We start from the raw sequence: 21,118 nt of genomic DNA, 5'->3' as shown, positions 1-21,118 counted from the left end.
GATCGTTTAGGGTCCGGACTTGGTAGGTGAAGGGGATGTGGTCGTGGCCTTGGCGAGGTGATAGGTCACGACGCTTCCGGCGGCCACTTTGGACCCGGAAGGAGGCTCGGAGCTGACGAAGGTACCCGGATCTTCATTCTTGTTCGTGGGACTGACATCGGCTCCCTTGGCCCAGCGCAACCCGGCGTCCTGGATGGCCTGCTGGGCCCCAGCCTCGCTGGTGCCCGCCTTGATGGACGGGACCTCGACCATTTCCGGGCCCTTGGAGTAGCTGACCGTGATGGTGGTCCCGGGCTGGACCGGGCCGGAGGGGTCGATGTTGGTGACTGTGCCCGGCGTCGCGTCATTGACAACTTCAGCGCCGGTGACCTGCAGGCCCTTGCCGATCAGCTCGTTGCGGACCTCGTTGAACGGCCGTCCCAGGTAGGCATCCGGGATCAGGTTGACCGCTGCCGGGGTGGACTCGGTGGGTGTCGCGGAGGTGGGCGTGGGGGTGGGAGTCTCGGACGGGGAAGCGGACGACGCCGACGGCGTGGCACTGCTCGGCTTCGCGATGCTGGACGTGGCACTGCTCGTGGCCGGACCCTGCGAGGGGAAGAGACTGCCGGCCTGGCTCAGGACCACACCGACCAGGGCGAACACCACCAGCAGGATCAGCGCGATCAGCGGCCACGTCCACGGGCTGCGCCCGCGGCGCTTCGGCTCCTCCGGTTCGTCGTAGTCTTCCTCTTCCTCTTCCTGCACCCAGCTCCGCTCGGCCGCCAGGGCATCGGCGCGGTTGAGCGCGTTGCGGGCGCCGTAGCCGCTGGCGGCGGCGGCGCCGGCTGCCAGGCCCGCGGCTGCACCTGCACCCGCGGCGCCCACGACGGGCAGCGCGGACGTCGCGGACGTCGACTTGTCCTCTGCCGCGCTGGAGCCAATGACGCTGGTGGCCGCTGTGGGGACGTCGACGGGGGCCGTGATGGGTCCGGTGGCTGCCTCGAAGAGCAGCATGCCCGGCACAGCGGCGTGTGCGGCGGCGATATCACCGTTGCGGATGGCCTCGGCCGCCTCGGAGAGCTTGATGGCGTCGGCCGGGCGGTTCTTCGGATCCTTGGCCAGCATGGACATCAGCAGGGCGCGGACGGGCCTGGGCAGCGTGTCCGGCAGCGGCGGCGGCGCGTCGTTGACCTGGGCCAGCGCGATGGCGATCTGGGATTCCCCGGAGAACGGCCGGTGGCCCGTGAGGCACTCGTAGCCGATCACGCCGAGGGAGTAGATGTCCGAGGCTCCGGTGGCGGTCTGCCCCGTGGCCTGTTCCGGTGCCAGGTACTGGGCGGTGCCCATCACCTGGCCGGTCTGGGTCAGCGGAACCTGGTCGGCCAGGCGCGCGATGCCGAAGTCGGTGACCTTGACGCGGCCGTCGGGGGTGATGAGCAGGTTTCCCGGCTTGATGTCACGGTGCACGAGGCCCTGCGCGTGGGCGACGGCCAGGGCACGCGCCGTCTGCGCGATCATCGAAAGGGTGCGGTCCGGGGACAGCACCTGTTCGTGCTCGATGATGCTGCTCAGGGGTTGGCCCGGAACCAGTTCCATGACCAGGTAGGCGGAACCCTCTTCCTCGCCGTAATCGAAGACGTTGGCGATGCCCACGTGGTTCAGGAGGGCGGTATGGCGTGCCTCGGCGCGGAAGCGCTGCAGGAATCCGGGGTCGCCCGTGTATTCCTCCTTGAGCACCTTGATGGCGACAATGCGGCCAAGGATCAGGTCTTTGGCTTTCCAGACTTCTCCCATGCCGCCGATCGCAATGCGCGTGGTCAGCTGGAATCTGCCGCCGAGGGTGATTCCCGAAGTAGGCCTCACTTATTCAACACCGCCTCAAAAATCTTCTTCGCGTTCGGACTGGTTAGGTTTGCGCCAGTGGTGATGTCTACGCCTTCCATGACGATGGTGACGGCCACTTGCGGGTCATTTGCCGGGGCAAACCCGGTAAACCAAGAATTGTTCAGGCCGTTGCCGAGTTCCGCGGTACCGGTCTTGCCGGCCACCTGGACACCGGGCACGGCCGCACGGCTGGCGATGCCGTCGTCGACGACGCTGACCATCCACTCGTTGATCTGCCGTGCGATCTCCGGAGTCGTGGCGGTGCGCAGGGCCTGCGGTTTCGGTTCGCTGATCGTGCGCAGGTCAGGGGCGCGTACGGCCTTGATCAGGTTCGGCTGCATCTGCACTCCGTCGTTGGCGATCGCCGCCGTCATGGTGTTGATCTGCAGCGGCGTGGCGCGGACATCGCGCTGGCCGATCGAGGACTGCGCCAGCCCGGCGTCGTCCAGCGGTTCGCTCGGGAAGAAGCTTGGGGCGCTGTCCAGCTTGAGCTGGTCGCCGAAGTCCTGGCCGAAGCCGAATTTCCCGGCCTCGTCTCCGATGGCCTTCTGCCCCAGGTCCAGGGCGATGCTGGCGAACGGTGTGTTGCAGGACTGCTGCAGGGCAAACGCGAACGACGCCGTCGTGCGCGTGTAGCAGTTGCCGCCCGCATAGTTGGGCAGCTTGTAGTCGATGCCGGGGAAGGACATCTCGGCCGGGTTGGGCAGGTCGCTGTCCTTGTTGTACTTGCCCGATTTCAGCGCCGCAGAGGTGTCGATGAGCTTGAACACCGATCCCGGTGCAAGCAGCTCGCCCGTCGGTCCGGAGACGTTCTGGTTCAGGTTGATCCCGGGGACCTGGTTCAGCTCGGTGTAGTTGGCCTGTTCGGCGGCAGCGTCCTGGGTGGCAATCAGGTTGGGGTCATAGGACGGCTTGGACACCATGGCCAGGACCGCGCCGGTCTTCGGGTTGGTGACCACGATGTGCCCGCGAATGCCGTCCGGGATGAGGTCGTACGCCAGCTTCTGGAGCTTGGGGTCCAGGGTCAGCTCCACGGACGCGCCCTTGGGCTGGTTGCCGAGGAACAACTGGCCCACCCGGTCCAGGAACTGCTGGTCCGAGCTGCCGGCCAGGACATCGTTCATGGACTTCTCGAGTCCGGTGAGGCCGTAGTTCTTGGAGAAGTAGCCGGTGACGCCCGCGTAGAGCTCCGGCTGGGAGTACGTCCGCTGGAATTTGCAGCTCTCCGTTGCGGGCACGGACTCTGCCACCGGGGTGCCGCCGACAATGATCGCACCGCGGTCGTTGCAGTAGTTCTGCAGGATGGCGCGCCTGTTCCAGGCGTTGGCCTTGAGCTCGTCGGCGCCGACCACCTGCACATAGCTCAGCGCGCCGAAGACCAGCACGAACATCGCGATGGCGGCAATCCATGAATTGCGGATGGCCTGGTTCACAGCTGTTTCACCGCCTCGGTGGGTGCGTCGGGACTGTTTCGGGGATCCGGCGCCGGTTTGGACGGCAGCACGGGGAAGTTCTTGCGGGCACCCGGTTCCTGGCCGGGCGGCAGCGGCGTTGTATCCACCGGGCCGCGCGCGGAGTGCGAAATCATGAGCAGCAAACCCACAATGATCCAGTTCGCCAGGAGCGAGGACCCGCCGGCGGCGAGGAACGGCGTCGTAAGTCCGGTCAGCGGGATCAGGCGCGTCACGCCGCCGATCACCACAAAGCACTGCAGCGCGATCGCGAACGAGAGCCCGGTGGCGAGCAGTTTGCCGAACGCGTCGCGGGTGCCCAGCGCGGCACGGAAGCCCCGGGTGAACAGCAGCAGGTACATCAGGACGATCGCAAAGACGCCGATCAGGCCGAGTTCCTCACCAAAGGAGGCGATGATCATGTCGCTGTTGGCGAAGGGAACCAGGTTGGGCCGGCCCTGGCCGAGGCCGGTGCCGACCAGGCCGCCGTTGGCCATGCCGAACAGGCCCTCGACAATTTGGAGGCTGCCGCCGAACTGCCGGCCGTAGACCTCATCGGTGAAGGCATTGAGCCAGCCGTCGATCCGCAGGGCCACGTGCGAGAACACGCGGGCAGCGACGAAGCCGCCGACGATAATCAGCCCCAGGCCGATGATCACCCAGCTGATGCGGCTCGTGGCGACGTAGATCATGACGAGGAACAGGCCAAAGAACAGGATCGAGGATCCGAGGTCGCGCTGGAAGACCAGCACGCCGATGCTCACAAGCCAGGCGGTGATCATGGGGCCCATGTCCTTGAACCGCGGGAACTGTACCGGGCCGATCTTGCGGCCGGCCAGCAGGATCAGGTCCCGGTTCGACGACAGATATCCGGCAAAGAAGATGGCCAGCGTGATCTTGGCGATTTCACCCGGCTGGAAGGTCATGGAACCGATCTTGATCCAGACGCTCGCACCCAGGACCTCTCCGGCCGAGATGCCGGGAACCAGCGGCAGGATGAGGAGCACGGCGCTGATGGCCAGCGAAATGTACGTGAAGCGGCGCAGGATCCGGTGGTCCTTGAGGAACCAAATGACCGCGATCGCAACCGCCATGGCCACCAGGGTCCAGCGCAGCTGGTTGTTGCCGGTGTCTTCGCCCACCCTGTCCAGCCGGTGGATCATGGCCAGGCCCAGCCCGTTAAGGGCGACCACAAGCGGAAGTATTACCGGATCGGCATATTTTGCGCGGAGCCGCAGCACCACATGGAAGGCGAGGGCGGCCAGCGCGAGGAGTCCGGACTGGAACCAGAAGTCGGTATCGAACGCCTTCTGTCGGTCCACGCCCACGAGTGCCTGGGCGCCGATCCCTACAGCGAGGGCGAGGACCAGGAGGACAAGCTCCACGTTTCGTCGTGGCCTGGGCACGGGGTCGATGGGTGTCATTTGGCCCCCTCGCAATTCGTAGTCGGGGTGGCGGATGGCGACGGCTTGGCCGATCCAGGGGAGGCCGCGGCACCTGGCGTCGCCGTGGAGCCCGGCTTGGCTGTCGTGCCGGGGGACGGGGTGGCGCCGGCGGCCGTCGCTGCGGGGGACGGGGTGAGGCATTCATCGGCCGGGGCGGTCGTGCCGGTGCGTTCCAGGTTTTTGACGATCCGCTGCGCGTCGTAGAGATCGCGGGCGGGCACCGTCTGGCGCACCCGCTGCTGCGAAAATTCGGGAAGGTCGGTCATCTTGATATCGGTTACCGCTTCGAGGGTGGAAAGCTGGATGGGCCCGAGACGCTGGGAGACGCCGTTGAAGATGGCCACATGCTGATCGTGTTCGCCGATGTAGTAGCGCGTCTGGGTCCAGGCGTAGCCAAGCCAGAGCCCGACGGCCAGCAGCGCGACGATCGCTGCGGCAATGGATACCGTGAGCCACCGGCGCGGCCGACCGGCGGGCCTGAAGTCCTCGGCCTCCTCGCGGTCCTGTTCGGACTTGTGGGTGAGGACCGTGGCCGCGCGCCGGGCCACTGTGCGTCCGGCGATGGAAGGAATGGACCCTGATTGCGCTGCTGCGGCGGCGGCCCCGACAAGTTCGTGGGGGCGCATGGAGAGTTCTTCACGCAGGACTTCGGCCGAGAGGTGTTCGCCCAGGTGCGGGTCGGTGGTGGCCTCGGGCTCCTTGCCCTCGGCGGCCTTCTGCGCGGCGGCCGGCGGAGTGCCGCCGGCCGGGGACCCAGGTGCAGGGTCCGCCGGCGGCGGGCCGGATGCTCCCGCCGCCGCGGCCGGCGCGGCGGACCCGGTGTCCTGGGCGGAGTTGTCCCTTGTTCCGGACTCGCCGGGGGTTTTCGCGGCACCCACGGTGCTGCCGGCCAGGGGCCCGGCCGATGCGGCGGGCGCCGACGTCCCGGCGGCTGCGGTCGCGGGCACGACGTCGACGGCGGCGGTCCGGACGTCATCGCGGGTCGGCTCGGCGATGTCGAGTACCACCACGGTCACGTTGTCCGGGGCGCCTGCTTCCAGCGTCAGTTCAATCAGCAGGTCGGCGCATTCGCCCAGGTCCTTCGTCTCCCGGACGGTGCGCTCCACGACGTGGCCGGCCACGTAGTTCAGGCCGTCGGAGCAGAGCAGCCATCGTTCCCCGGCCTGGACAGCCAGTGTGTCGAGATCCAGCTCCGGGCTGGCATCGACGTCCCCCAGCACGCGCATGAGGACGTTCTTGTGCGGATGTGTTTCGGCCTCTTCGGGGCGGAGCCGGCCCTCATCGATGAGCCGCTGGACGAAGGTGTGGTCGACACTGACCTGTTCGAACTCGCCGTCGCGCAGCCGGTAGGCCCGGGAATCGCCGATGTGGGCGAAGTGGAGCTTTCCTTCGGCGAGGAGCAGGGCCGTGACCGTGGTGCCCATCCCGGCGAGCTTGGGATTGATGTGGACCAGTTCTGACAGCAGGGAGTTGGCCGTCTGGATTTCGTCGGCCAGGACGGTGCCGGCGTCGCCGTCGTAGTCGTCATGGTCCAGGTGGATCATGTCCAGGACGGTCGCGGCGGAGGCGACGTCGCCGCCGGCATGGCCACCCATGCCGTCGGCAACGACGGCGAGGTGCCGGCCGACGTAGGCGGAGTCGTCATTCTTGGCGCGTATTCGGCCGACGTCTGAACGCGCGGCGTAGCGCATGATGAGCGGCCGCTTCGGGGCAGGTGTTTTGCCTTCGGCCCTGTCTGCGGGAAATTCCGGGGCAGCCATGGCTACGGCCTCAATTCGATGACCGTCTTGCCGATTCTCACGGGGACGCCCAGCTCCACCGGGAGGGCCCGGGTCAGCTGCTGGTCTGCCAGATACGTGCCATTAGTGGAGCCCAGGTCCTCGATGAACCAGCGGCTGCCCTGCGGGAACAGGCGGGCATGGCGGCCCGAGGCGTAGTCGTCCTCCAGGACGAGGGTGGCTTCCTGTGCCCGGCCAAGGAGGATGGGGCTCGCCGCGAGGGCGATGGTGGTGCCCTTCAACGGTCCCTCGGTCACGATCAGCTGGCGGGCCTGCTGTTTGACGGGGGCCGGCGGCGGTTCGGCGAGGGAAGGATTCTTGCGCACCTGGCGTGCCGTGGGGGCTCCGGCCGCCGCCTTGCGGCCGATCATCAGATCGCGGCGCATGGCCGAGACAATGCTGAAGATCAGCACCCACAGGAGGATGAGGAACCCGAAACGCAGGGCCGTGATGGTCAATTCGCTCATGCGCGGCCGCCTGGGTGGGCGGGCAGTAGGCGGAAGATGATTTTGGTTCGTCCCATCATGATCGTGGCGCCGTCAGCAAGATCCGAACTGCCCACGATCTTTTGGCCGTTGACGTAGCTGCCGTTCGTGGAGCCGAGATCGATCGCCTGGGCCGTACCAGGCCCAGTCCGGATTTCCAGGTGGCGGCGCGAAACGCCGGTGTCGTCAATAAGGATGTCTGCCTCGGAGGACCGTCCGAGGACGATTGAGGGCGCGTTCAGCGAATAGCGCTGGCCGTCAATGTCCAGTACCGGCTGAAGCTGGGCCGGCTGGCGTGTCGGGGCCGCCGGTACGTTGCCATGGACACCCGGCTGCGCCGGCACGGAAGGGGCGGAGGCTTTCTCGGTCCGCGACGTGATGTCGAAATTCCCGGCACGTTGCTCCTCATCGCGGCGGAAACTGATCCGGACCGGGCCCTGGAGAGTGTAGCCCTGGCTCCGGACATGGTTGATGACGACGTCGCACAGTTCCTCCGCCAGCGGTGTGCCCCATTCCTGGGCGCGCTGGAAGTCGTCGCTGCTGAGGAGTACGTCAAAAACGTTGGGGGCCAGGGTGCGTCCCGCGGCGATCGTGATGGCCTTGTTGTCCACCTCGGTGCGGAGGCGGCTCGCGATCTCGACAGGCTCAACCTGGGCGCGGGAACCGGTGGAGAAGACTCCGCGGACGGCCTTTTCGATGCCGCGCTCGACTTTGTCCAGCAATCCCATGGTCCTTCTCCTTTCCTGTTGGCTGCAGGGCAGCACTCGTTCCGGAACTCGGTTTCCAACTTTTGCGAGCCCGCGCTCAGCGGACACTCCTACATCAGATACTACTGGGCGTGTCTGGGAATGGCCTCAACGGACGCCGCGGGGGCGGCGTCAAAATGAGCGGCTGCCGCGCCCTGACGTGCGCGGACACCGCCGGCCGGGCTGCCTCACCGGGTCCCCACGTGACGTCCGGCGGCCGGGCAAATGTGGCCGCCAAACGACCCCAATCAGGGGGCCCGTGGGCTCGATTGGTGTTTTCCGGCAATTGTCCGTTATGCTTGATCTCGCTGCTTTTACGAGGTTGGCGGTCCGGGAAACCGGCCCTATCCGAGTGGAAGAAGTTGCGCGCGAGTGGCGGAACGGCAGACGCGCTGGCTTCAGGTGCCAGTGTCCGAAAGGGCGTGGGGGTTCAAATCCCCCCTCGCGCACGCAATCGAAAGAACCCCGGTCTTGGACCGGGGTTCTTTTGTTTAACCCACACGGAGGCAGCCGGCGTCGGGGTTTCCGGGTTTCCCCACATTCGAAGGCTCAGGCCGGCGTGTTGCGCGGACCCGCCGGTGTTTGGCGGCGTCGGTCCGTCAAAAGTGGGGAAACTCCGCGGCGTACCTACCCCACAGACACCCCCGCTAGGCTGCGCGCAGTGCCCCGAGCCCGGCGAGGAGTGCCTCAAGTCCCAGCCTGAAGGCGACATCGGCCGGTTTTTCATGGCCTTCCTCGGCCAGGCGCTGGACGGCGGCGGTGAAATGCGGTGTCGACGCGGCCATGGTGCCGGAATCGAAGATGTCCGCCGGCGCCGTGACGTCGTAGGCGGAGCCAAAGATGAAGGATTCGATCGCGACGATGGCCGGGACAATGCGTTCCTGCGGAAAGCCTGCGCGGCTGAAACCGGCGCTGACGGCCTCATACATGGCCAGTGTCTTGGGCGCGTCAGCCACGGGCAGTACGGCAATAACGGGGATCAGCGGGGTGTGCTTGGAAAATACATCGCGATAGCTCCAGGCCCAATCCCTCACGGCCTGTTCCCAGTCCCCGGCCTCGAAGGCGGTGACGTCCACGAACGAGGTCAAGTGGTCTTGGACGAGGACCAGCACGTCCCGTTTGGACGAGACATGGTTGTACAGCGCTGAGGGCGCCACGTTGAGGGTCCTCGCCAGGGCAGCCATGGTGAACCCGTCGTAACCGCTCTTGCCAATCAGCTGCAGGGCCGCCGAAGTGATGCCGTTCTGGTCCAGCACTGCCGCGGCGGGCCGTCCCGCGCGGCGGCGGGGCCTGGCGGCGGGGCCGTGCGGATCGGCGGGGGCGCTGGTTGCTGCCGTCATTCCGGGCCTTTCTTCTCTGCTTGTCTACTCTGCCTGGCTGGCGGTGTCGGGGTGAGCCCGTTCTGCCCCTACTTTACGGGCGAAATTCATTGGGCGGAGGGTCTTCCCCGAAGCGCGCTGAAGGTCTATCATTCTAAATGAACGTCATTCATTTAGTGGTCCGCATCACTCTAGCGGCCACGGGGAGGAACATCATGCTGGAACTTGACCGCGACGTCGTCATCGTAGGAGCCGGTCCGTCAGGCTTGACCGCCGCCCGCGAGCTGAAGAAGGCCGGGCTCAGTGTGGCGGTGCTCGAAGCGCGGGACCGCGTGGGCGGCCGGACCTGGACCGACACGGTTGACGGGGCCATGCTCGAGATCGGCGGCCAGTGGGTCTCGCCGGACCAGACGGGGCTCCTGGGGCTCCTGGATGAACTCGGGCTGCAGACCTATTCCCGCTACCGCGACGGCGAATCCGTCTACATTGGCGCGGACGGCAAGCGGACCCTGTACACCGGTGACACCTTCCCGGTCAGCGAAACCACCGCCGTCGAAATGGACAAGCTCACGGCCCTGCTGGACTCCCTGGCCGCGGAGATGGACCCCGAGGAGCCGTGGGCACACCCCAAGGCCCGCGAGCTGGACACCATCTCCTTCCACCACTGGCTGCGGCAGAACTCAACGGATGAGGAAGCCTGCAACAACATCGGCCTGTTCATCGCCGGCGGCATGCTGACCAAACCGGCCCACGCCTTCTCCGCCCTGCAGGCCGTCCTCATGGCTGCCTCGGCGGGGTCCTTCACCAACCTCACGGATGAGGACTTCATCCTGGACAAGCGGGTTGTCGGCGGGATGCAGCAGGTTTCGCTGCTGCAGGCCGCTGAACTGGGCGACGACGTCGTCCTCGGCAGCCCGGTCCGCACCATCAACTGGGCCGAGGACGCGAGCGGAGGCTACCGTGTCACGGCCGTCTCCGACCGGGCCACGGTGAACGCCCGTTTCGTCATTATGGCCGTGCCGCCGAACCTCTACACCCGGGTGTCCTTTAACCCGCCGTTGCCCCGCCGCCAGCACCAGATGCACCAGCACCAGTCACTTGGCCTGGTCATCAAGGTCCACGCCGTCTACAGCAGCCCGTTCTGGCGCGAAGACGGCCTGTCCGGAACCGCCTTCGGCGCCGGTGCCATTGTGCAGGAGGTCTACGACAACACGAACCACGAGGACCCGCGCGGCACGCTGGTGGGCTTTGTCTCGGATGAGAAGGCCGACGCCATGTTCGAGCTCAGCGCGGAGGACCGCCGCCGCGCCATCCTCGAATCGATTGCGTCCTTCCTCGGCGAAAAGGCCCTGGATCCCGAGGTCTACTACGAGTCCGACTGGGGTTCAGAGGAATGGACCAGGGGAGCCTACGCCGCCAGCTACGACCTGGGCGGACTGCACCGCTACGGCAAGGACCAGTTGACGCCGGTCGGGCCGATCTACTGGTCCTGCTCGGACCTTGCGGCCGAGGGCTACCAGCATGTTGACGGCGCCGTCCGGATGGGGCAGCTCACGGCGGCCAGGATCGTTGCAGCTGCGGACCGTGCGTCCGTCGCCTCGTAGAAAATCCCAACAATTCAGTTGAATGCAGTCCAGTTCAGATAGGAGAGCGGCCAGATGCGTTACGTAGTGGGGTATTCAGCCAATGCCAGAGGCCATGATGCGGTCAATCTGGCCGTCTCCCTAGCGCTCGGGCGGGGGGCGAGCCTGGACCTTGTGCTGGTGGTGCCCGAAGTGCAGCACTCCGGGCACGCCATCGCACCGAAGGCCGGCTTCGAAAATCTGCTCAATGAGCAGGCCCAAGAGTGGCTCGACCAGGCCCTGGCGCTGGTTCCATCCAGTGTCCCGGCGCAGGCCCACATCCGCAGCCATGATTCCGACGCGCACGCACTGATCGAGGCGGCCGAGGAACTGGGCGCGGACATGCTCATCATCGGAGCCACCAGCACCGGGATCTTCAAACGGTTCACGATCGGGTCGGTGGCCAGCGCACTGCTCCACGCCTCGACCGTTCCGGTGGCCCTGGCACCGCACGGCTACTACCGCAAGGAGGCCCTGACCCGGATCAGCTGCGGGCTCGGAACCCGGGCCGGCGCGGAGAAACTGCTCGATTTCGCCCTAGGCATGGCGTCGAACCGGGACGTGCCGCTGCGCGTGGTGTCGCTTCTGGCCCTCGACGGCGGCGATGCGACCGATTCAGCCGACGCTGCCCGGGAGTATGCGGCCAAGTGCCTTGCCGACGCACTGTCTGCTGGCGGGCCGGAAGTTTCAGGGGAGGCGAAGGCGGAGGCCCAGGTGGAGGCGAAGACGGAAATCGTCGTGGCCCACGGACGCAGCATCGAGGAAGCCGTGGACCGCCTGGACTGGGAAGACGGCGAGGTCCTGTTGATCGGATCCAGCCGGCTTGCCAAGGGCCGGTCCATCTTCCTCGGCAGCACAGCGGGCCGCATTCTGCGCGCCCTGCCGGTGCCGATGATCGTGGTCCCCAGCGGCTATGAACTCAAGCAACTCAATCATTCAGCGTCGAGTGACACCCCCCGAGAGGCACAACAATGAGCGCAGACCATGCGACGCCCAATCCGTCGCACACGGGACAGCACACAGGACAAAACACAGGACAAAACACAGGACAGCAGCACGGACTGAGTGAAAAGGGCCTGAAAGCCGGATCGGTGGGGCTCATTGGCGCCGTCGTCATCGGCATTTCCTGTATCGCCCCGGCGTACACCCTCACGGCGGCCCTGGGTCCCACCGTGGCCGAGGTCGGCGTGCAACTGCCGGCGATCTTCCTGGTGGGCTTTGTCCCCATGCTGCTGGTGGCCTTCGGCTACCGGGAGCTGAACAACGCCATGCCCGACGCCGGGACCTCCTTCACCTGGGCCTCGCGGGCGTTCGGCCCCTGGATTGGCTGGATGGGCGGCTGGGGGCTCATCGCCGCGACCATCATCGTGCTCTCGAACCTGGCCGCCGTCGCTGTGGACTTCTTCTACCTCATGCTGGCGCAGATCTTCGGCAATCCCGAACTCGCCGACCTCACCACGAACCTGCCGCTGAATATCGCGACCACGCTGGTGTTCATCGCCCTCGCGTGCTGGATCTCCTACCGCGGCATGGAAACCACCAAGTCCGTTCAGTACGTGCTCGTGGGATTTCAGCTGCTGGTCCTCGCCTGGTTCTCGATCGCAGCGTTCAGCCACGTCGCCAGCGGAACCGCCTTTGACGCCACGGCCATCTCCTCGGACTGGTTTAACCCCTTCGCCGTGGGATCCTTCTCCGCCTTCGCCGCCGGCGTTTCGCTGTCCATCTTCATCTACTGGGGCTGGGACGTCACGCTGACCATGAACGAGGAGACCAAGAACCCGGAGAAGACCCCGGGCCGTGCCGCCACGATCACCGTGCTGGTCATCGTGATCATCTACATGACGGTTGCGCTGGCCACGCTGAGCTACGCCGGCGTCGGCGACACGGGGCTGGGCGCCGGAAACCCGGAGAACCAGGGCAGCATCTTCGCCGTCCTGGCGGGACCGGTGATGGGTCCGTTCGCCATCCTGATGTCCCTGGCCATCCTGAGCAGCTCCGCCGCGTCCCTGCAGTCCACATTTGTCTCGCCGGCGCGCACCCTGCTGTCCATGGGCCATTACCAGGCGCTGCCGCAGAAGTTCGGCAGGATCAGCCCCACATACAAGTCGCCGAGCTATGCCACGATCGCCTCGGCCGTTGCGGCCGCCGCGTTCTATGTCATCACCCGGACCACGTCGGAAAATGCACTGTGGGACACCATCACGGCCCTGGGCATGATGATCTGCTTCTACTACGGCATCACCGCGCTGGCTTGTGTCTGGTTCTTCCGCGCCGAGGCGTTCAGCGGAGCGAGGGCCTTCTTCTTCAAGTTCCTCGCGCCACTCCTGGGCGGCGTCATCCTGCTGGTCATGTTCTTCAAGACCGCCTACGACTCCATGGATCCCGCGTACGGATCAGGCTCGTCGATTGGCGGTGTGGGGCTGGTCTTCATCCTGGGCATGGGCGTCATCCTGCTGGGCGTGGTGCTCATGCTGGTCATGGCCAAGCTCCGCCCCGAGTTCTTCAGGGGCAGGGTCCTGACCCGCGGGCACTGAGTCCCCTTCCAGTTCAGGGAAGCTTCAGGGAAGGTCCCCGTCCGGCAGCCATTGGAAAGTAAGCACACTTACCAATAGGCTGTCCGGAGGGGGACCTTCCTCCGTTGGAACCAGAACGAGGTGAGAGCATGTCGGATGCCGAAAGCATCAGCAAGGTCACGGACATCATCAACGATTCGCACATCGGAATGTTCACCACCATCAACGAGGCAGGCGCGCTCGTCAGCCGGCCGCTGGCCGTCCAGGAGGTCAAGGACGACGGCGACATGTGGTTCTTCACGTCGGCGACCACCTCTCAGGTGGCCCATATCCGCGCCAACCCGGCGGTGAACGTCTCCTTCGGCAAGCGCACCGAGTGGGTTTCGGTGGCCGGGACCGCTGAAGTGGTCACTGACCGGCAGCTGATCCACGACATGTGGAATCAGGTGGTGGAGGCTTGGTTCCCGGACGGACCGGACACCCCCGAGGTGGTCCTGCTCCACGTCGACTCGGACTCCGCCGAGTACTGGACCAGCCCGGGCGGCACGGCGGCCACCGTGCTGCAGTGGATCAAGTCCAAGGTGACCAACAGCCGGATGAGCGTCGGCGACAGCGGAACGGTCGAGCTGTAGCGGGCTGAACCTGGCCCGTCGCGCTGAGCAGGGCCGGCGGGGGCGGCTGACTGCCTAGTCGGTGATTTTCAGGCCGGTGCCCCAGTTGAAGGTTGGATACGCGGGGTTAGCCTGCAACGCCATGACCAGCAGCTCGAAGCCCTCGAGTTCGCGGGCGTGCCGCAGTCCGCCCACTTGGAGCGGACGCAGCCCGGCGGCTTCGGCGAAGACGGCAACCTGGTTGCGGGCCTCTTCGGAGTCCGAGGCGATGAAGACATCCATCGGCTGGCCACCGGCCGTACCGGACCCGAGCGGGCCCGCGAAGGTGGTGTTGAAGGCTTTCACCACCCGCGCGCCGGGGAGCAGTGCGGCGATTTCTTCGGCAGCCGACGTTCCCGGGGCAACCACCAGCGAGTCGAAGGTTTCGGTGTCGATCGGATTGCAGACGTCCACCACCGTCTTGCCGCTGAGCGTGTCGCCGAAATGTGTGGCCACTTCCTTGGCCGGGCCGAAGTACAGCGCGAGGAAGACGATGTCGCCCTCGGGAACCTCGCTCAGGCCGCCGGAGCTGGTGGTGCCGCCAAGTTCAGCAGCGAGCTTGGCGGCATTCTCCGGCGTCCGGTTCAGGATCTGGACGGAACGGCCGGCGGCGACAGCCCGGGTGCCGATGGCCCGTGCCATGTTTCCACTGCCGATGATCGTGATGTCAGTCATGATGGAACCTTTCGAAGGTGGCGGCGAACTGCCGGATCGGCAATCCCGGGAATCAGCCGTGCGCGTGGTCCGGGCCAGGCAGCCCGGCGGCGCTGACACCGGCCGCGCGTTCGGCGGCAGCCAGGGCATGTTCCAGCCGTTCCACGGCCGGGGCGTAGGCGGCATCGGTGCAGGCGCGGTCCGTACGGCCGCCGAGGCCCTCGGCGGCCTTGATCGCCCGGATCAGTGCCGCGGTTTCCGGCTGCCGCGTATCGCTCATCGCGGGATAGTCAATCGAGAAACCCGGATCCAGTTCGTACCGCTGCCACCGGGCGAGGGCGCTCCGGTGCCGTGCGGCGGCCGCCTCGTTCAAGAGCCGGGTCTCGCGGCTGGTCCGGCGGGCTTCCTGCCGGCGGAGCAGCCCGGGTGTCGCTGCCAGGGCCGCCAGGGCAGCCCCCACGGCCAGCACCCCGAGCGCCAGGCCGGCCCAGGGCCATGTGGAGGAGGCCAGGACGATGGCGGGCACAATGACGGCGAGTCCGGCGAAAGCGTCCCAAAAGGCGCCGTCGGCGCCTTCGGAGGGTCCGTCTTTAACGGCCAGATGCTTGACGGCGAAATAGACCGAGGCGAACGCTGCCCCGGCAGCCAGCATGGCGAGGGCCAGGAACTGCCAGGCCGCGAGGGCACCGGATAGTGAAAGCGTCATTGCACACCTCCCCGGAACGGTCCCGGGCGGGCGCTGTTCCGCTAGTTCCATTGGAATCCCTGGCGGCGGGGCCGTCAATGCCTGCCGGGCCGGGGCAATGCCGGACGCCGGCGCGGACGCAAACGCAGGCGCCAAGGCCGGTGCGAAGGCCGCGTCGCGGTTCCGCCGCCGAGCCTCCCGGCGTAGCCTAGGGGCCATGCGACTGAAAATGTGCAGCATCCACGTCAAGGATCCAGCCTCGGCTCATGAGTTCTACACCGGCACGCTGGGGTTCGAAACCCTGATGGCGATGCCGGAGCACAACCTCTTCATCGTCAAGGACCCCGATGGTGCCGGGGGCGCCGGACTGCTGCTGGAACCCAGTGACAACCCGATCGGTGCGGCCTACATGAACGGCCTGCACGACGCCGGGATACCCGCGATTGTCTTTGGCGTGCCGGACGTGCGCGCCGAATACGAGCGGCTGGCGGCCAAGGGCGTGATGTTCCAGGGGGAACCGTCCGAGGGGCCCGGCGGGACCAGCGTGGTGCTGGATGACGGCTGCGGGAACTTCGTGCAGCTGCACCAGGACTAGGTGCCGGACCACCGCACCCCGGGCGCAGCCCTAACGGCTCGTCTTGTCCTTGTCCGGGTGCTCGTCGCCGATATGGCCCGGTGCGTTGGCGGCCAGGACCCGGGCCACGAAGGAGGCATACTCCTCCATGTAGTGGCGCAGCAGACCGGCCGTGGCCTCGTCCTTGACCTCGCCGTCCTCGCCGTAGACCTCCGGGACGAAGCGGATGTACGCCTCCGGCGCATTCAGCTGCGGCGCGTCGAGGAAGCTCAGCACGCTGCGGAACGAGGACTGCATCACGGCCGTTCCAATGCCGCCGGGGGAGGCGCCGATGATCCCGGTGGGCTTGCGGGCGAAGGAGTTGGTGCCCCAGGGCCGGGATCCCCAGTCGATGGCGTTTTTGAGCGCTCCGGGGATGGACCGGTTGTATTCCGGCGAGACGAACAGGATGCCGTCGGAAGCCGCGATGGCATCCTTGAGGGCTTGCCCAGCAGGTGGGAAAGCGGCATCAAAATCCGGGCTGTACAACGGCAGGTCCCTGATGGGGATTTCCGTGAACTCCAGCTCCGCAGGTGCAAGCCGGATCAGCGCCCTGGACAACGTGCGGTTGATGGAGTTGCTCGAGAGGCTCCCGACAAAATATCCGATCTTGAAGGCCATGGCCTTGTTCCTTCCCGATACGCCGCCGGTGGCAGGTGATTTGGGATACGGAGGGGATCGGACCGGCGGCCCCGAACCATTCCGCGAGCGTAGTCCTGCGTCCGCGGGATGAAAAGAGGGGCCGGGAGAAAGCGGGGGCCGCTATTCGGCCTTGGCGCGGGCTTTCTTGGCGTCCTTCTTGGCGGCCTCGTCCTTGACCCGCTGGGCCTCGGCGCGGACGGCGGCATGGGTGGCGCGCTCGGCGACCAGCCACGCGGGGGGAGCCTGGAGCAGTGCGGTGATTTCCGCCGTCGTCAGCGCTTCCTCAACACCACCGCGGGCCAGGCCGGCGATGGAGACGTTGAGCTTCTGCGCCACCACGGGGCGCGGGTGCGGGCCGTTGCGGCGCAGTTCCGCGAGCCACTCCGGCGGGTTGGCCTGGAGATCGGCAAAGTCAGCGCGGGTGATGGTTGAATCCTGGAACTCCTGGGGTGTCGCCGGCAGGTAGATGCCAAGCTTCTTGGCAACGGTGGCCGGTTTCATGGACTGGGAGTTTGCAGAGGTCATAGTCCAAGGGTATCCGGCCAGAGCGCCGCGAGGCACCAAACCAGCACCAAACCAGCACCGGATCAGCACGGTGCCGCCATCGCGGCGGACCCCCGCGCCACCCCGGGCGGTACTGTGAACATGTGTCCGCAGCAGAAGAACCATCCCAGACCCCCGACGAAACCACCGTCGTCCCAGCCGTCGCAGTCGGGCGGGAGCTGCGCTTCGCGTACGTCGCCGGTGTGACACCGGGCAAATGGATCCGCCGCTGGGAGGAACGGATGCCCGATGTTCCGCTGCACTCCTTTATGTCCGACGACGGCGCGCAACTGTCCGTGCTCCGCGACGGTTCCGCGGACCTGAGTTTCGTCCGGCTCCCGGTGGAACGCGAGGGCCTCAGCGTGATCCCGCTCTACGAGGAGCAGCCCGTGGTGGTGGCACCGAAGGGGCACGAGGTCTCCTTGTTTGAAGAAGTAGACCTGGCGGACCTGTCCGCCGAGACGTTTCTCGATGTGCAGGAGCTCGGCGGCCCGGCGATGGCGCTGCAGGTGGTGGCGTCCGGTGCAGGGCTGGTGATCCTGCCGATGTCCGTGGCCCGGCATTTCAACGTCAAGGACACCGTGGCGCGGAAACTCACGGGGGCGCCCGGCACGGAGATCGCCCTGGCCTGGCCGAGCGACGCCACGGACGAGGTCATCGAGGAATTCATCGGTATTGTCCGCGGACGCACCGCGGCGAGCTCCCGCCAGCCCTCGGCGCAGCAGGAGAAACCCAAACGCGAGCCCAAGCCGGACCGGCGCGGCACCGGAGCCGCGAAGAAGCCCAAGGTGGCGCAGCGCTACGCTCCCAACCCGGACAAGGGCCGCGGCAAGGGATCCCGGAAAAAGGGGAAACGCTAGGCCTGTGGAGTTGGACGCGCTTTGGCGGCGTTCTGTGGTCGATGGGTGAGGTCGCCGGGGCGGTGCGCAGGGCAGGCACATTCCGGACCATCTGCTGCCCGTCGACGTGGGGCCGCTGGTGGAGTCCTTCCTCGACCGCCCGGAGGAATCGTGCTCAGCGCCTCGTCTCGTACCTGGTCAGGACCACGCCGCCGGGAAACGTCCGCGTCTCCACCAGGTCCAGGTTCACCCAGCTGTCCAGCGAGGTGAAGAACGGCGTGCCGCCGCCCACCAGGACCGGATGGGTGGCCAGCACGTACTCGTCGATCAGGCCGGCCCGCATGGCCGCCCCGGCGAGCGTTGCGCCGCCGACGCTCATCGGGCTGCCGTCCCCGGCCTTGAGCCGGGTGATCTCGGCGATCGCGTCGCCGGTGACCAGGCGGGTGTTCCAGTCGACCTTGTCGATCGTCGAGGAGAACACCACCTTCGGCGTGTCCCGCCAGTTTCTCGCGAACTCGATCTCCGCCGCGGTGGCGTCGGGCTGCTGATCGCCGGTCGGCCAGTAGGAGCTCATGGTCTCCCAGAGCTTGCGGCCGTACAGCGACAGGCTGCTAGCCCGCTCCTGGTCGAGCCACCATTGGAACAGTTCCTCGCTCGGCCCGCCCCAGCCGATGTCGTCGCCAGCCGCGGCGATGTAGCCGTCCAGGGTCAGGTTCATGCCGTAGATCAGTTTCCGCACGGCGCCAGCCTTCCGTCTCGTAGTGGGCGAGGGCGTCATTGGACTCTGCTGTCCCGCACATGATCGGGAGCCTCCCGTCCCTCATGGAGCCACCGTAACTGCCCATGATCTGGATGCCATAGCCCTTCGGTCCGCGTTTCAACTGAGCTGCCCGGTGAAGGATCCTCGAACGGGTCACTCCGGCGGTTTACTATCACCCGAACTTCGTCCATTCGCCTTCGGAAACCACCACGACGGAGCCGTCGACGACCTTGATAGCTGTCTGCTCGTCGATGGCATAGGCCGGGCCGCCGAGGTCGGCGGCCCACCGCTCTGCGTGGGCCAGAGTGTTGGTCGGGAAAGCGTTCAAGTGCGGGAAGATCGAAAAGTCCACCACCCCCAGGGTGCGATCGTCCGGCGCGGACGGCCACTCGACGAAGTACTCCCCGATCCGGGGCGTCATCACCATGCTCCCGGCACTCACTCCCACCCACACCGTGTCGGGCAGCGACGGCAGCAGGTCGGCCAGCCCGGACTCACGCATCCAATGGCACAGGTACGTCGCGTCGCCGCCGTCGACCAAGAGCACGTCGGCCTCCCGAAGCCAGGGGACCCATCGCTCCGCGCCGATGGTGGGCAGCGCGGTGAGCTCGAGAACGCCGAGCGTCGCCCAGCCAAGGCCGGACAAGTGACGGGAGTCGGGCTCGGCGGCCAGGAGGCCCCGCACCGACGCCGGTCCGCACATCGGGTGACCCCACTGCGCTGTCGGGACGACCAGGGCGTGGCACTGGGCGATCGGCTTGTTGAGAAGCTGCACGAGCGCCGAGTGGATGCTCGGGTTCGTCACGCCGCCTGACGTAAGCAAGAGTTTCAAACGTGCCCCCAAAGTTCGCGCGGATGGTGGATGTGCCTGAAAACGCGGGACCCGGCTGGAACTCACGGCCGATTTGGTAAGCCCCGCCGGCCTCGCGCTCGGCCCTTCAATAGGGACACACCAAGCAAGACCTTGTCCAGAGTTCGCTTGGACGCAAATCTCAAGTTGGCCTGACTAGCCGCGTAGGCTACCGCGAAGACACAACTATTGGGGGTAATCAGTGAACAACATCGAAGTCTTTGGCATCTCGTACGTCCTCTATCTGATCTTCACTGCCGTGCTGATCGGCTTGGCACTGTACGTTCTGATCCTCGTGATCGTCTTTCTCCGGCTGCGTATTGCCGAGCTGAAGCGCGCCCTGCCTCCCAAAGGACACGCAGAGCGGCAATGACTGAAGTCAGGCGCACTGGCCCCTCACCCTCCTCATTCCGAGATCGGGCGATCACGGAACGCCGCCACGAGGCGCCGAACTCCACACGCCAGGCGTGCTGCCCGCTACTTGGCGCAGGCGTCCTGAAGAGCCTTGACGGATTCGGCCGGAACCTGGTCGCCGGAGTCGGCGATCTGGCGCAGCGGGGTGGTGATTTCAGCGGGAGCACCCGCGGCTTCCGCGCTGGCGACAAGACCGCCCAGCAGTTCCTTGTCCTTGGCGCTGACGAGGCCGTTCTCCACGATGGCGCAGGCCTGCTTCTTCACTTCATTGCCGGCCGCCGTCGCAGCCTGTGACGCCCCGTCGTTGACGGCCTTTTCGGTAGCGTCCTGCACCTGCGCGCAGCCGGTAAGTCCGATCAAGAAGGCGGCAGCGGCAAGGGCGGCGAGACGTCGTTTCATCCATCCACCCTAACAAGCGCGGATTGTGCCGGCCTGAGGAAAAGGGCAAACACCTGGCCGTAGCCGTGTGAGCACCGGCGCGCATAGGCTCGGTGAGTGGACATCGTCGAGTTCCTGACCGCACGCATTAGAGAAGACGAAGCCGCCGCCCTGAAGCTGCTCGGCGACCCCACGCTTGCCGTCTCCGGCGAGTGGTATGAACGCCGCCTCCTCCGCGAATGCGAGGCCAAGCGCCAACTCATCGGCATCATTGAATCCGCACGCCAGTCCGTGCTGGCCGCCTTGGTCAGCCAGGAACCCGCCGACGCCGGATGGGTGCCGGACGTCATCGAATGGACCACGCTCTCCCTGCACACCCTGGCGCTGCCGTATGCAGACCACCCCGAATTCCAGGCACACTGGCGGATCACGGGATAGCCGTTAGCGGTTGACCCCGGAGATGTTCACGGGTCCCGGAAACCTGCAGGAAATCTCCGCGGCCTACGCTGGTCACACCGCGGCGTCTGCGGTCCGCCAGCCGGCCGGTTCTTGAAGGGATACCGTCATGCACCTCTTGCCCCGTGAGCAGGAAAAGCTCATGATCGTGGTCGCGGCGGATCTCGCCCGCCGCCGCCAGGCCCGCGGACTGAAGCTGAACTTCCCCGAGGCCGTCGCGGTGATCAGCTACGAACTGATCGAGGGCGCCCGGGACGGCCGGACCGTGGCGGAGCTCATGAGCTACGGAACCACCCTCCTTGGCCGCGACGACGTGATGGAGGGCGTGCCGGAAATGATCCACGACGTCCAGATCGAAGCAACCTTCCCGGACGGCACCAAGCTCGTCACCGTCCATGACCCGATCCGCTAG

Annotated in this window: 23 protein-coding genes and 1 tRNA gene; 10 read left to right on the top strand and 14 right to left on the bottom strand. The window is 66.5% G+C overall.

What is annotated here, in order from left to right; genetic code table 11:
* Positions 1-6: 6 nt before the first annotated feature.
* The 6 genes from C566_RS0117470 to C566_RS0117445 are packed head-to-tail and all read right to left on the bottom strand — an operon-like array spanning position 7 to position 7,750.
* Positions 7-1,842 (bottom strand): protein kinase domain-containing protein, encoded by a 1,836-nt coding sequence (locus C566_RS0117470; RefSeq protein ID WP_018775651.1) that lies wholly within the window; start codon positions 1,840-1,842, stop codon positions 7-9.
* Positions 1,839-3,296 carry a peptidoglycan D,D-transpeptidase FtsI family protein gene (locus C566_RS0117465; RefSeq protein ID WP_018775650.1) on the bottom strand — a complete coding sequence of 486 codons (1,458 nt, stop codon included), beginning with the start codon at positions 3,294-3,296 and terminating at the stop codon, positions 1,839-1,841. The genes C566_RS0117470 and C566_RS0117465 overlap by 4 nt, the downstream gene beginning before the upstream one ends.
* Positions 3,293-4,738: an FtsW/RodA/SpoVE family cell cycle protein gene (locus C566_RS0117460; RefSeq protein WP_026266804.1), complete on the bottom strand. Its 1,446-nt coding sequence runs from the start codon at positions 4,736-4,738 to the stop codon at positions 3,293-3,295. Before C566_RS0117460 ends, C566_RS0117465 begins: the two co-directional genes overlap by 4 nt.
* Positions 4,735-6,519: a PP2C family protein-serine/threonine phosphatase gene (locus C566_RS0117455; RefSeq protein ID WP_018775648.1), complete on the bottom strand. Its 1,785-nt coding sequence runs from the start codon at positions 6,517-6,519 to the stop codon at positions 4,735-4,737. Before C566_RS0117455 ends, C566_RS0117460 begins: the two co-directional genes overlap by 4 nt.
* A gap of 2 nt (positions 6,520-6,521) precedes the next feature.
* Positions 6,522-7,004 carry an FHA domain-containing protein FhaB/FipA gene (locus C566_RS0117450; RefSeq protein WP_018775647.1) on the bottom strand — a complete coding sequence of 161 codons (483 nt, stop codon included), beginning with the start codon at positions 7,002-7,004 and terminating at the stop codon, positions 6,522-6,524.
* Positions 7,001-7,750, bottom strand: a complete 750-nt coding sequence (locus tag C566_RS0117445; protein ID WP_018775646.1) for an FhaA domain-containing protein — start codon at positions 7,748-7,750, stop codon at positions 7,001-7,003. Before C566_RS0117445 ends, C566_RS0117450 begins: the two co-directional genes overlap by 4 nt.
* Before the next feature lie 384 nt (positions 7,751-8,134).
* Here C566_RS0117445 and C566_RS0117440 point away from each other — a divergent pair.
* Positions 8,135-8,217, top strand: a tRNA-Leu gene (locus C566_RS0117440).
* 198 nt (positions 8,218-8,415) lie between these two features.
* On the opposite strand, the gene C566_RS0117435 is transcribed toward C566_RS0117440, so the two are convergent.
* Positions 8,416-9,108, bottom strand: coding sequence for a TetR/AcrR family transcriptional regulator (locus C566_RS0117435; protein ID WP_018775645.1), 693 nt, complete (start codon positions 9,106-9,108; stop codon positions 8,416-8,418).
* 194 nt (positions 9,109-9,302) lie between these two features.
* Here C566_RS0117435 and C566_RS0117430 point away from each other — a divergent pair, with 194 nt between their 5' ends.
* From C566_RS0117430 to C566_RS0117415, 4 genes are all read left to right on the top strand, one after another.
* Positions 9,303-10,691: a flavin monoamine oxidase family protein gene (locus C566_RS0117430; RefSeq protein ID WP_018775644.1), complete on the top strand. Its 1,389-nt coding sequence runs from the start codon at positions 9,303-9,305 to the stop codon at positions 10,689-10,691.
* Positions 10,692-10,745: 54 nt separating this feature from the next.
* A complete protein-coding gene (locus C566_RS0117425; RefSeq protein ID WP_026266803.1) occupies positions 10,746-11,684 on the top strand; it encodes a universal stress protein in 939 nt (312 codons plus the stop codon).
* A complete protein-coding gene (locus C566_RS0117420; protein WP_051082353.1) occupies positions 11,681-13,243 on the top strand; it encodes an APC family permease in 1,563 nt (520 codons plus the stop codon). Before C566_RS0117425 ends, C566_RS0117420 begins: the two co-directional genes overlap by 4 nt.
* Positions 13,244-13,371: 128 nt before the next feature.
* Complete coding sequence (locus C566_RS0117415) at positions 13,372-13,854, top strand: pyridoxamine 5'-phosphate oxidase family protein (RefSeq protein WP_018775641.1); 483 nt, start codon at positions 13,372-13,374, stop codon at positions 13,852-13,854.
* A gap of 54 nt (positions 13,855-13,908) precedes the next feature.
* On the opposite strand, the gene C566_RS0117410 is transcribed toward C566_RS0117415, so the two are convergent.
* Positions 13,909-14,547, bottom strand: a complete 639-nt coding sequence (locus C566_RS0117410; protein WP_018775640.1) for an NADPH-dependent F420 reductase — start codon at positions 14,545-14,547, stop codon at positions 13,909-13,911.
* 52 nt (positions 14,548-14,599) lie between these two features.
* A complete protein-coding gene (locus C566_RS21735) occupies positions 14,600-15,232 on the bottom strand; it encodes a hypothetical protein (RefSeq protein ID WP_018775639.1) in 633 nt (210 codons plus the stop codon).
* Positions 15,233-15,428: 196 nt separating this feature from the next.
* On the opposite strand from C566_RS21735, the gene C566_RS0117400 reads away from it, so the two are divergent.
* A complete protein-coding gene (locus C566_RS0117400) occupies positions 15,429-15,806 on the top strand; it encodes a VOC family protein (protein WP_026266802.1) in 378 nt (125 codons plus the stop codon).
* 30 nt (positions 15,807-15,836) lie between these two features.
* Here C566_RS0117400 and C566_RS0117395 read toward each other — a convergent pair whose 3' ends face one another.
* Positions 15,837-16,445, bottom strand: a complete 609-nt coding sequence (locus C566_RS0117395) for an NADPH-dependent FMN reductase (protein WP_018775637.1) — start codon at positions 16,443-16,445, stop codon at positions 15,837-15,839.
* Positions 16,446-16,586: 141 nt separating this feature from the next.
* Positions 16,587-16,991 (bottom strand): DUF5997 family protein, encoded by a 405-nt coding sequence (locus tag C566_RS0117390; RefSeq protein WP_018775636.1) that lies wholly within the window; start codon positions 16,989-16,991, stop codon positions 16,587-16,589.
* Positions 16,992-17,113: 122 nt separating this feature from the next.
* Here C566_RS0117390 and C566_RS0117385 point away from each other — a divergent pair, with 122 nt between their 5' ends.
* Positions 17,114-17,869 (top strand): LysR family substrate-binding domain-containing protein, encoded by a 756-nt coding sequence (locus C566_RS0117385; RefSeq protein ID WP_018775635.1) that lies wholly within the window; start codon positions 17,114-17,116, stop codon positions 17,867-17,869.
* A 154-nt stretch (positions 17,870-18,023) separates the two neighbouring features.
* Here the strand turns inward: C566_RS0117385 and C566_RS0117380 are convergent, their stop codons facing one another.
* On the bottom strand, positions 18,024-18,587 hold the full coding sequence (locus C566_RS0117380) for a dihydrofolate reductase family protein (protein ID WP_018775634.1): 564 nt from the start codon (positions 18,585-18,587) through the stop codon (positions 18,024-18,026).
* A 193-nt stretch (positions 18,588-18,780) separates the two neighbouring features.
* A complete protein-coding gene (locus C566_RS0117375) occupies positions 18,781-19,440 on the bottom strand; it encodes a Type 1 glutamine amidotransferase-like domain-containing protein (RefSeq protein WP_026266801.1) in 660 nt (219 codons plus the stop codon).
* A gap of 220 nt (positions 19,441-19,660) precedes the next feature.
* Between C566_RS0117375 and C566_RS23010 the strand changes: the two genes are divergently transcribed.
* A complete protein-coding gene (locus tag C566_RS23010) occupies positions 19,661-19,831 on the top strand; it encodes a hypothetical protein (protein ID WP_018775632.1) in 171 nt (56 codons plus the stop codon).
* Positions 19,832-19,935: 104 nt separating this feature from the next.
* Here C566_RS23010 and C566_RS0117365 read toward each other — a convergent pair whose 3' ends face one another.
* Entirely contained in the window at positions 19,936-20,271 is a 336-nt protein-coding gene (locus C566_RS0117365; RefSeq protein ID WP_018775631.1) for a hypothetical protein, read from the bottom strand.
* A 96-nt stretch (positions 20,272-20,367) separates the two neighbouring features.
* On the opposite strand from C566_RS0117365, the gene C566_RS0117360 reads away from it, so the two are divergent.
* On the top strand, positions 20,368-20,688 hold the full coding sequence (locus C566_RS0117360; protein ID WP_018775630.1) for a DUF6221 family protein: 321 nt from the start codon (positions 20,368-20,370) through the stop codon (positions 20,686-20,688).
* A 127-nt stretch (positions 20,689-20,815) separates the two neighbouring features.
* Positions 20,816-21,118: an urease subunit gamma gene (locus C566_RS0117355; protein WP_018775629.1), complete on the top strand. Its 303-nt coding sequence runs from the start codon at positions 20,816-20,818 to the stop codon at positions 21,116-21,118.

Source organism: Arthrobacter sp. 131MFCol6.1, from assembly GCF_000374925.1.
Taxonomy (GTDB): Bacteria; Actinomycetota; Actinomycetes; order Actinomycetales; family Micrococcaceae; genus Arthrobacter.
This window is presented reverse-complemented; position numbering and strand designations above follow the sequence as displayed.

Bases quoted from the DNA above. Each gene is read 5' to 3' on its own strand.
- C566_RS0117460 (WP_026266804.1), bottom strand. From the start codon at position 4,738: ATGACACCCATCGACCCCGTGCCCAGGCCACGACGAAACGTGGAGCTT.
- C566_RS0117455 (WP_018775648.1), bottom strand. From the start codon at position 6,519: ATGGCTGCCCCGGAATTTCCCGCAGACAGGGCCGAAGGCAAAACACCT.
- C566_RS0117450 (WP_018775647.1), bottom strand. From the start codon at position 7,004: ATGAGCGAATTGACCATCACGGCCCTGCGTTTCGGGTTCCTCATCCTC.
- C566_RS0117445 (WP_018775646.1), bottom strand. From the start codon at position 7,750: ATGGGATTGCTGGACAAAGTCGAGCGCGGCATCGAAAAGGCCGTCCGC.
- C566_RS0117435 (WP_018775645.1), bottom strand. From the start codon at position 9,108: ATGACGGCAGCAACCAGCGCCCCCGCCGATCCGCACGGCCCCGCCGCC.
- C566_RS0117430 (WP_018775644.1), top strand. From the start codon at position 9,303: ATGCTGGAACTTGACCGCGACGTCGTCATCGTAGGAGCCGGTCCGTCA.
- C566_RS0117425 (WP_026266803.1), top strand. From the start codon at position 10,746: ATGCGTTACGTAGTGGGGTATTCAGCCAATGCCAGAGGCCATGATGCG.
- C566_RS0117420 (WP_051082353.1), top strand. From the start codon at position 11,681: ATGAGCGCAGACCATGCGACGCCCAATCCGTCGCACACGGGACAGCAC.
- C566_RS0117415 (WP_018775641.1), top strand. From the start codon at position 13,372: ATGTCGGATGCCGAAAGCATCAGCAAGGTCACGGACATCATCAACGAT.
- C566_RS0117410 (WP_018775640.1), bottom strand. From the start codon at position 14,547: ATGACTGACATCACGATCATCGGCAGTGGAAACATGGCACGGGCCATC.
- C566_RS21735 (WP_018775639.1), bottom strand. From the start codon at position 15,232: ATGACGCTTTCACTATCCGGTGCCCTCGCGGCCTGGCAGTTCCTGGCC.
- C566_RS0117400 (WP_026266802.1), top strand. From the start codon at position 15,429: ATGCGACTGAAAATGTGCAGCATCCACGTCAAGGATCCAGCCTCGGCT.
- C566_RS0117395 (WP_018775637.1), bottom strand. From the start codon at position 16,445: ATGGCCTTCAAGATCGGATATTTTGTCGGGAGCCTCTCGAGCAACTCC.
- C566_RS0117390 (WP_018775636.1), bottom strand. From the start codon at position 16,991: ATGACCTCTGCAAACTCCCAGTCCATGAAACCGGCCACCGTTGCCAAG.
- C566_RS0117365 (WP_018775631.1), bottom strand. From the start codon at position 20,271: ATGAAACGACGTCTCGCCGCCCTTGCCGCTGCCGCCTTCTTGATCGGA.
- C566_RS0117355 (WP_018775629.1), top strand. From the start codon at position 20,816: ATGCACCTCTTGCCCCGTGAGCAGGAAAAGCTCATGATCGTGGTCGCG.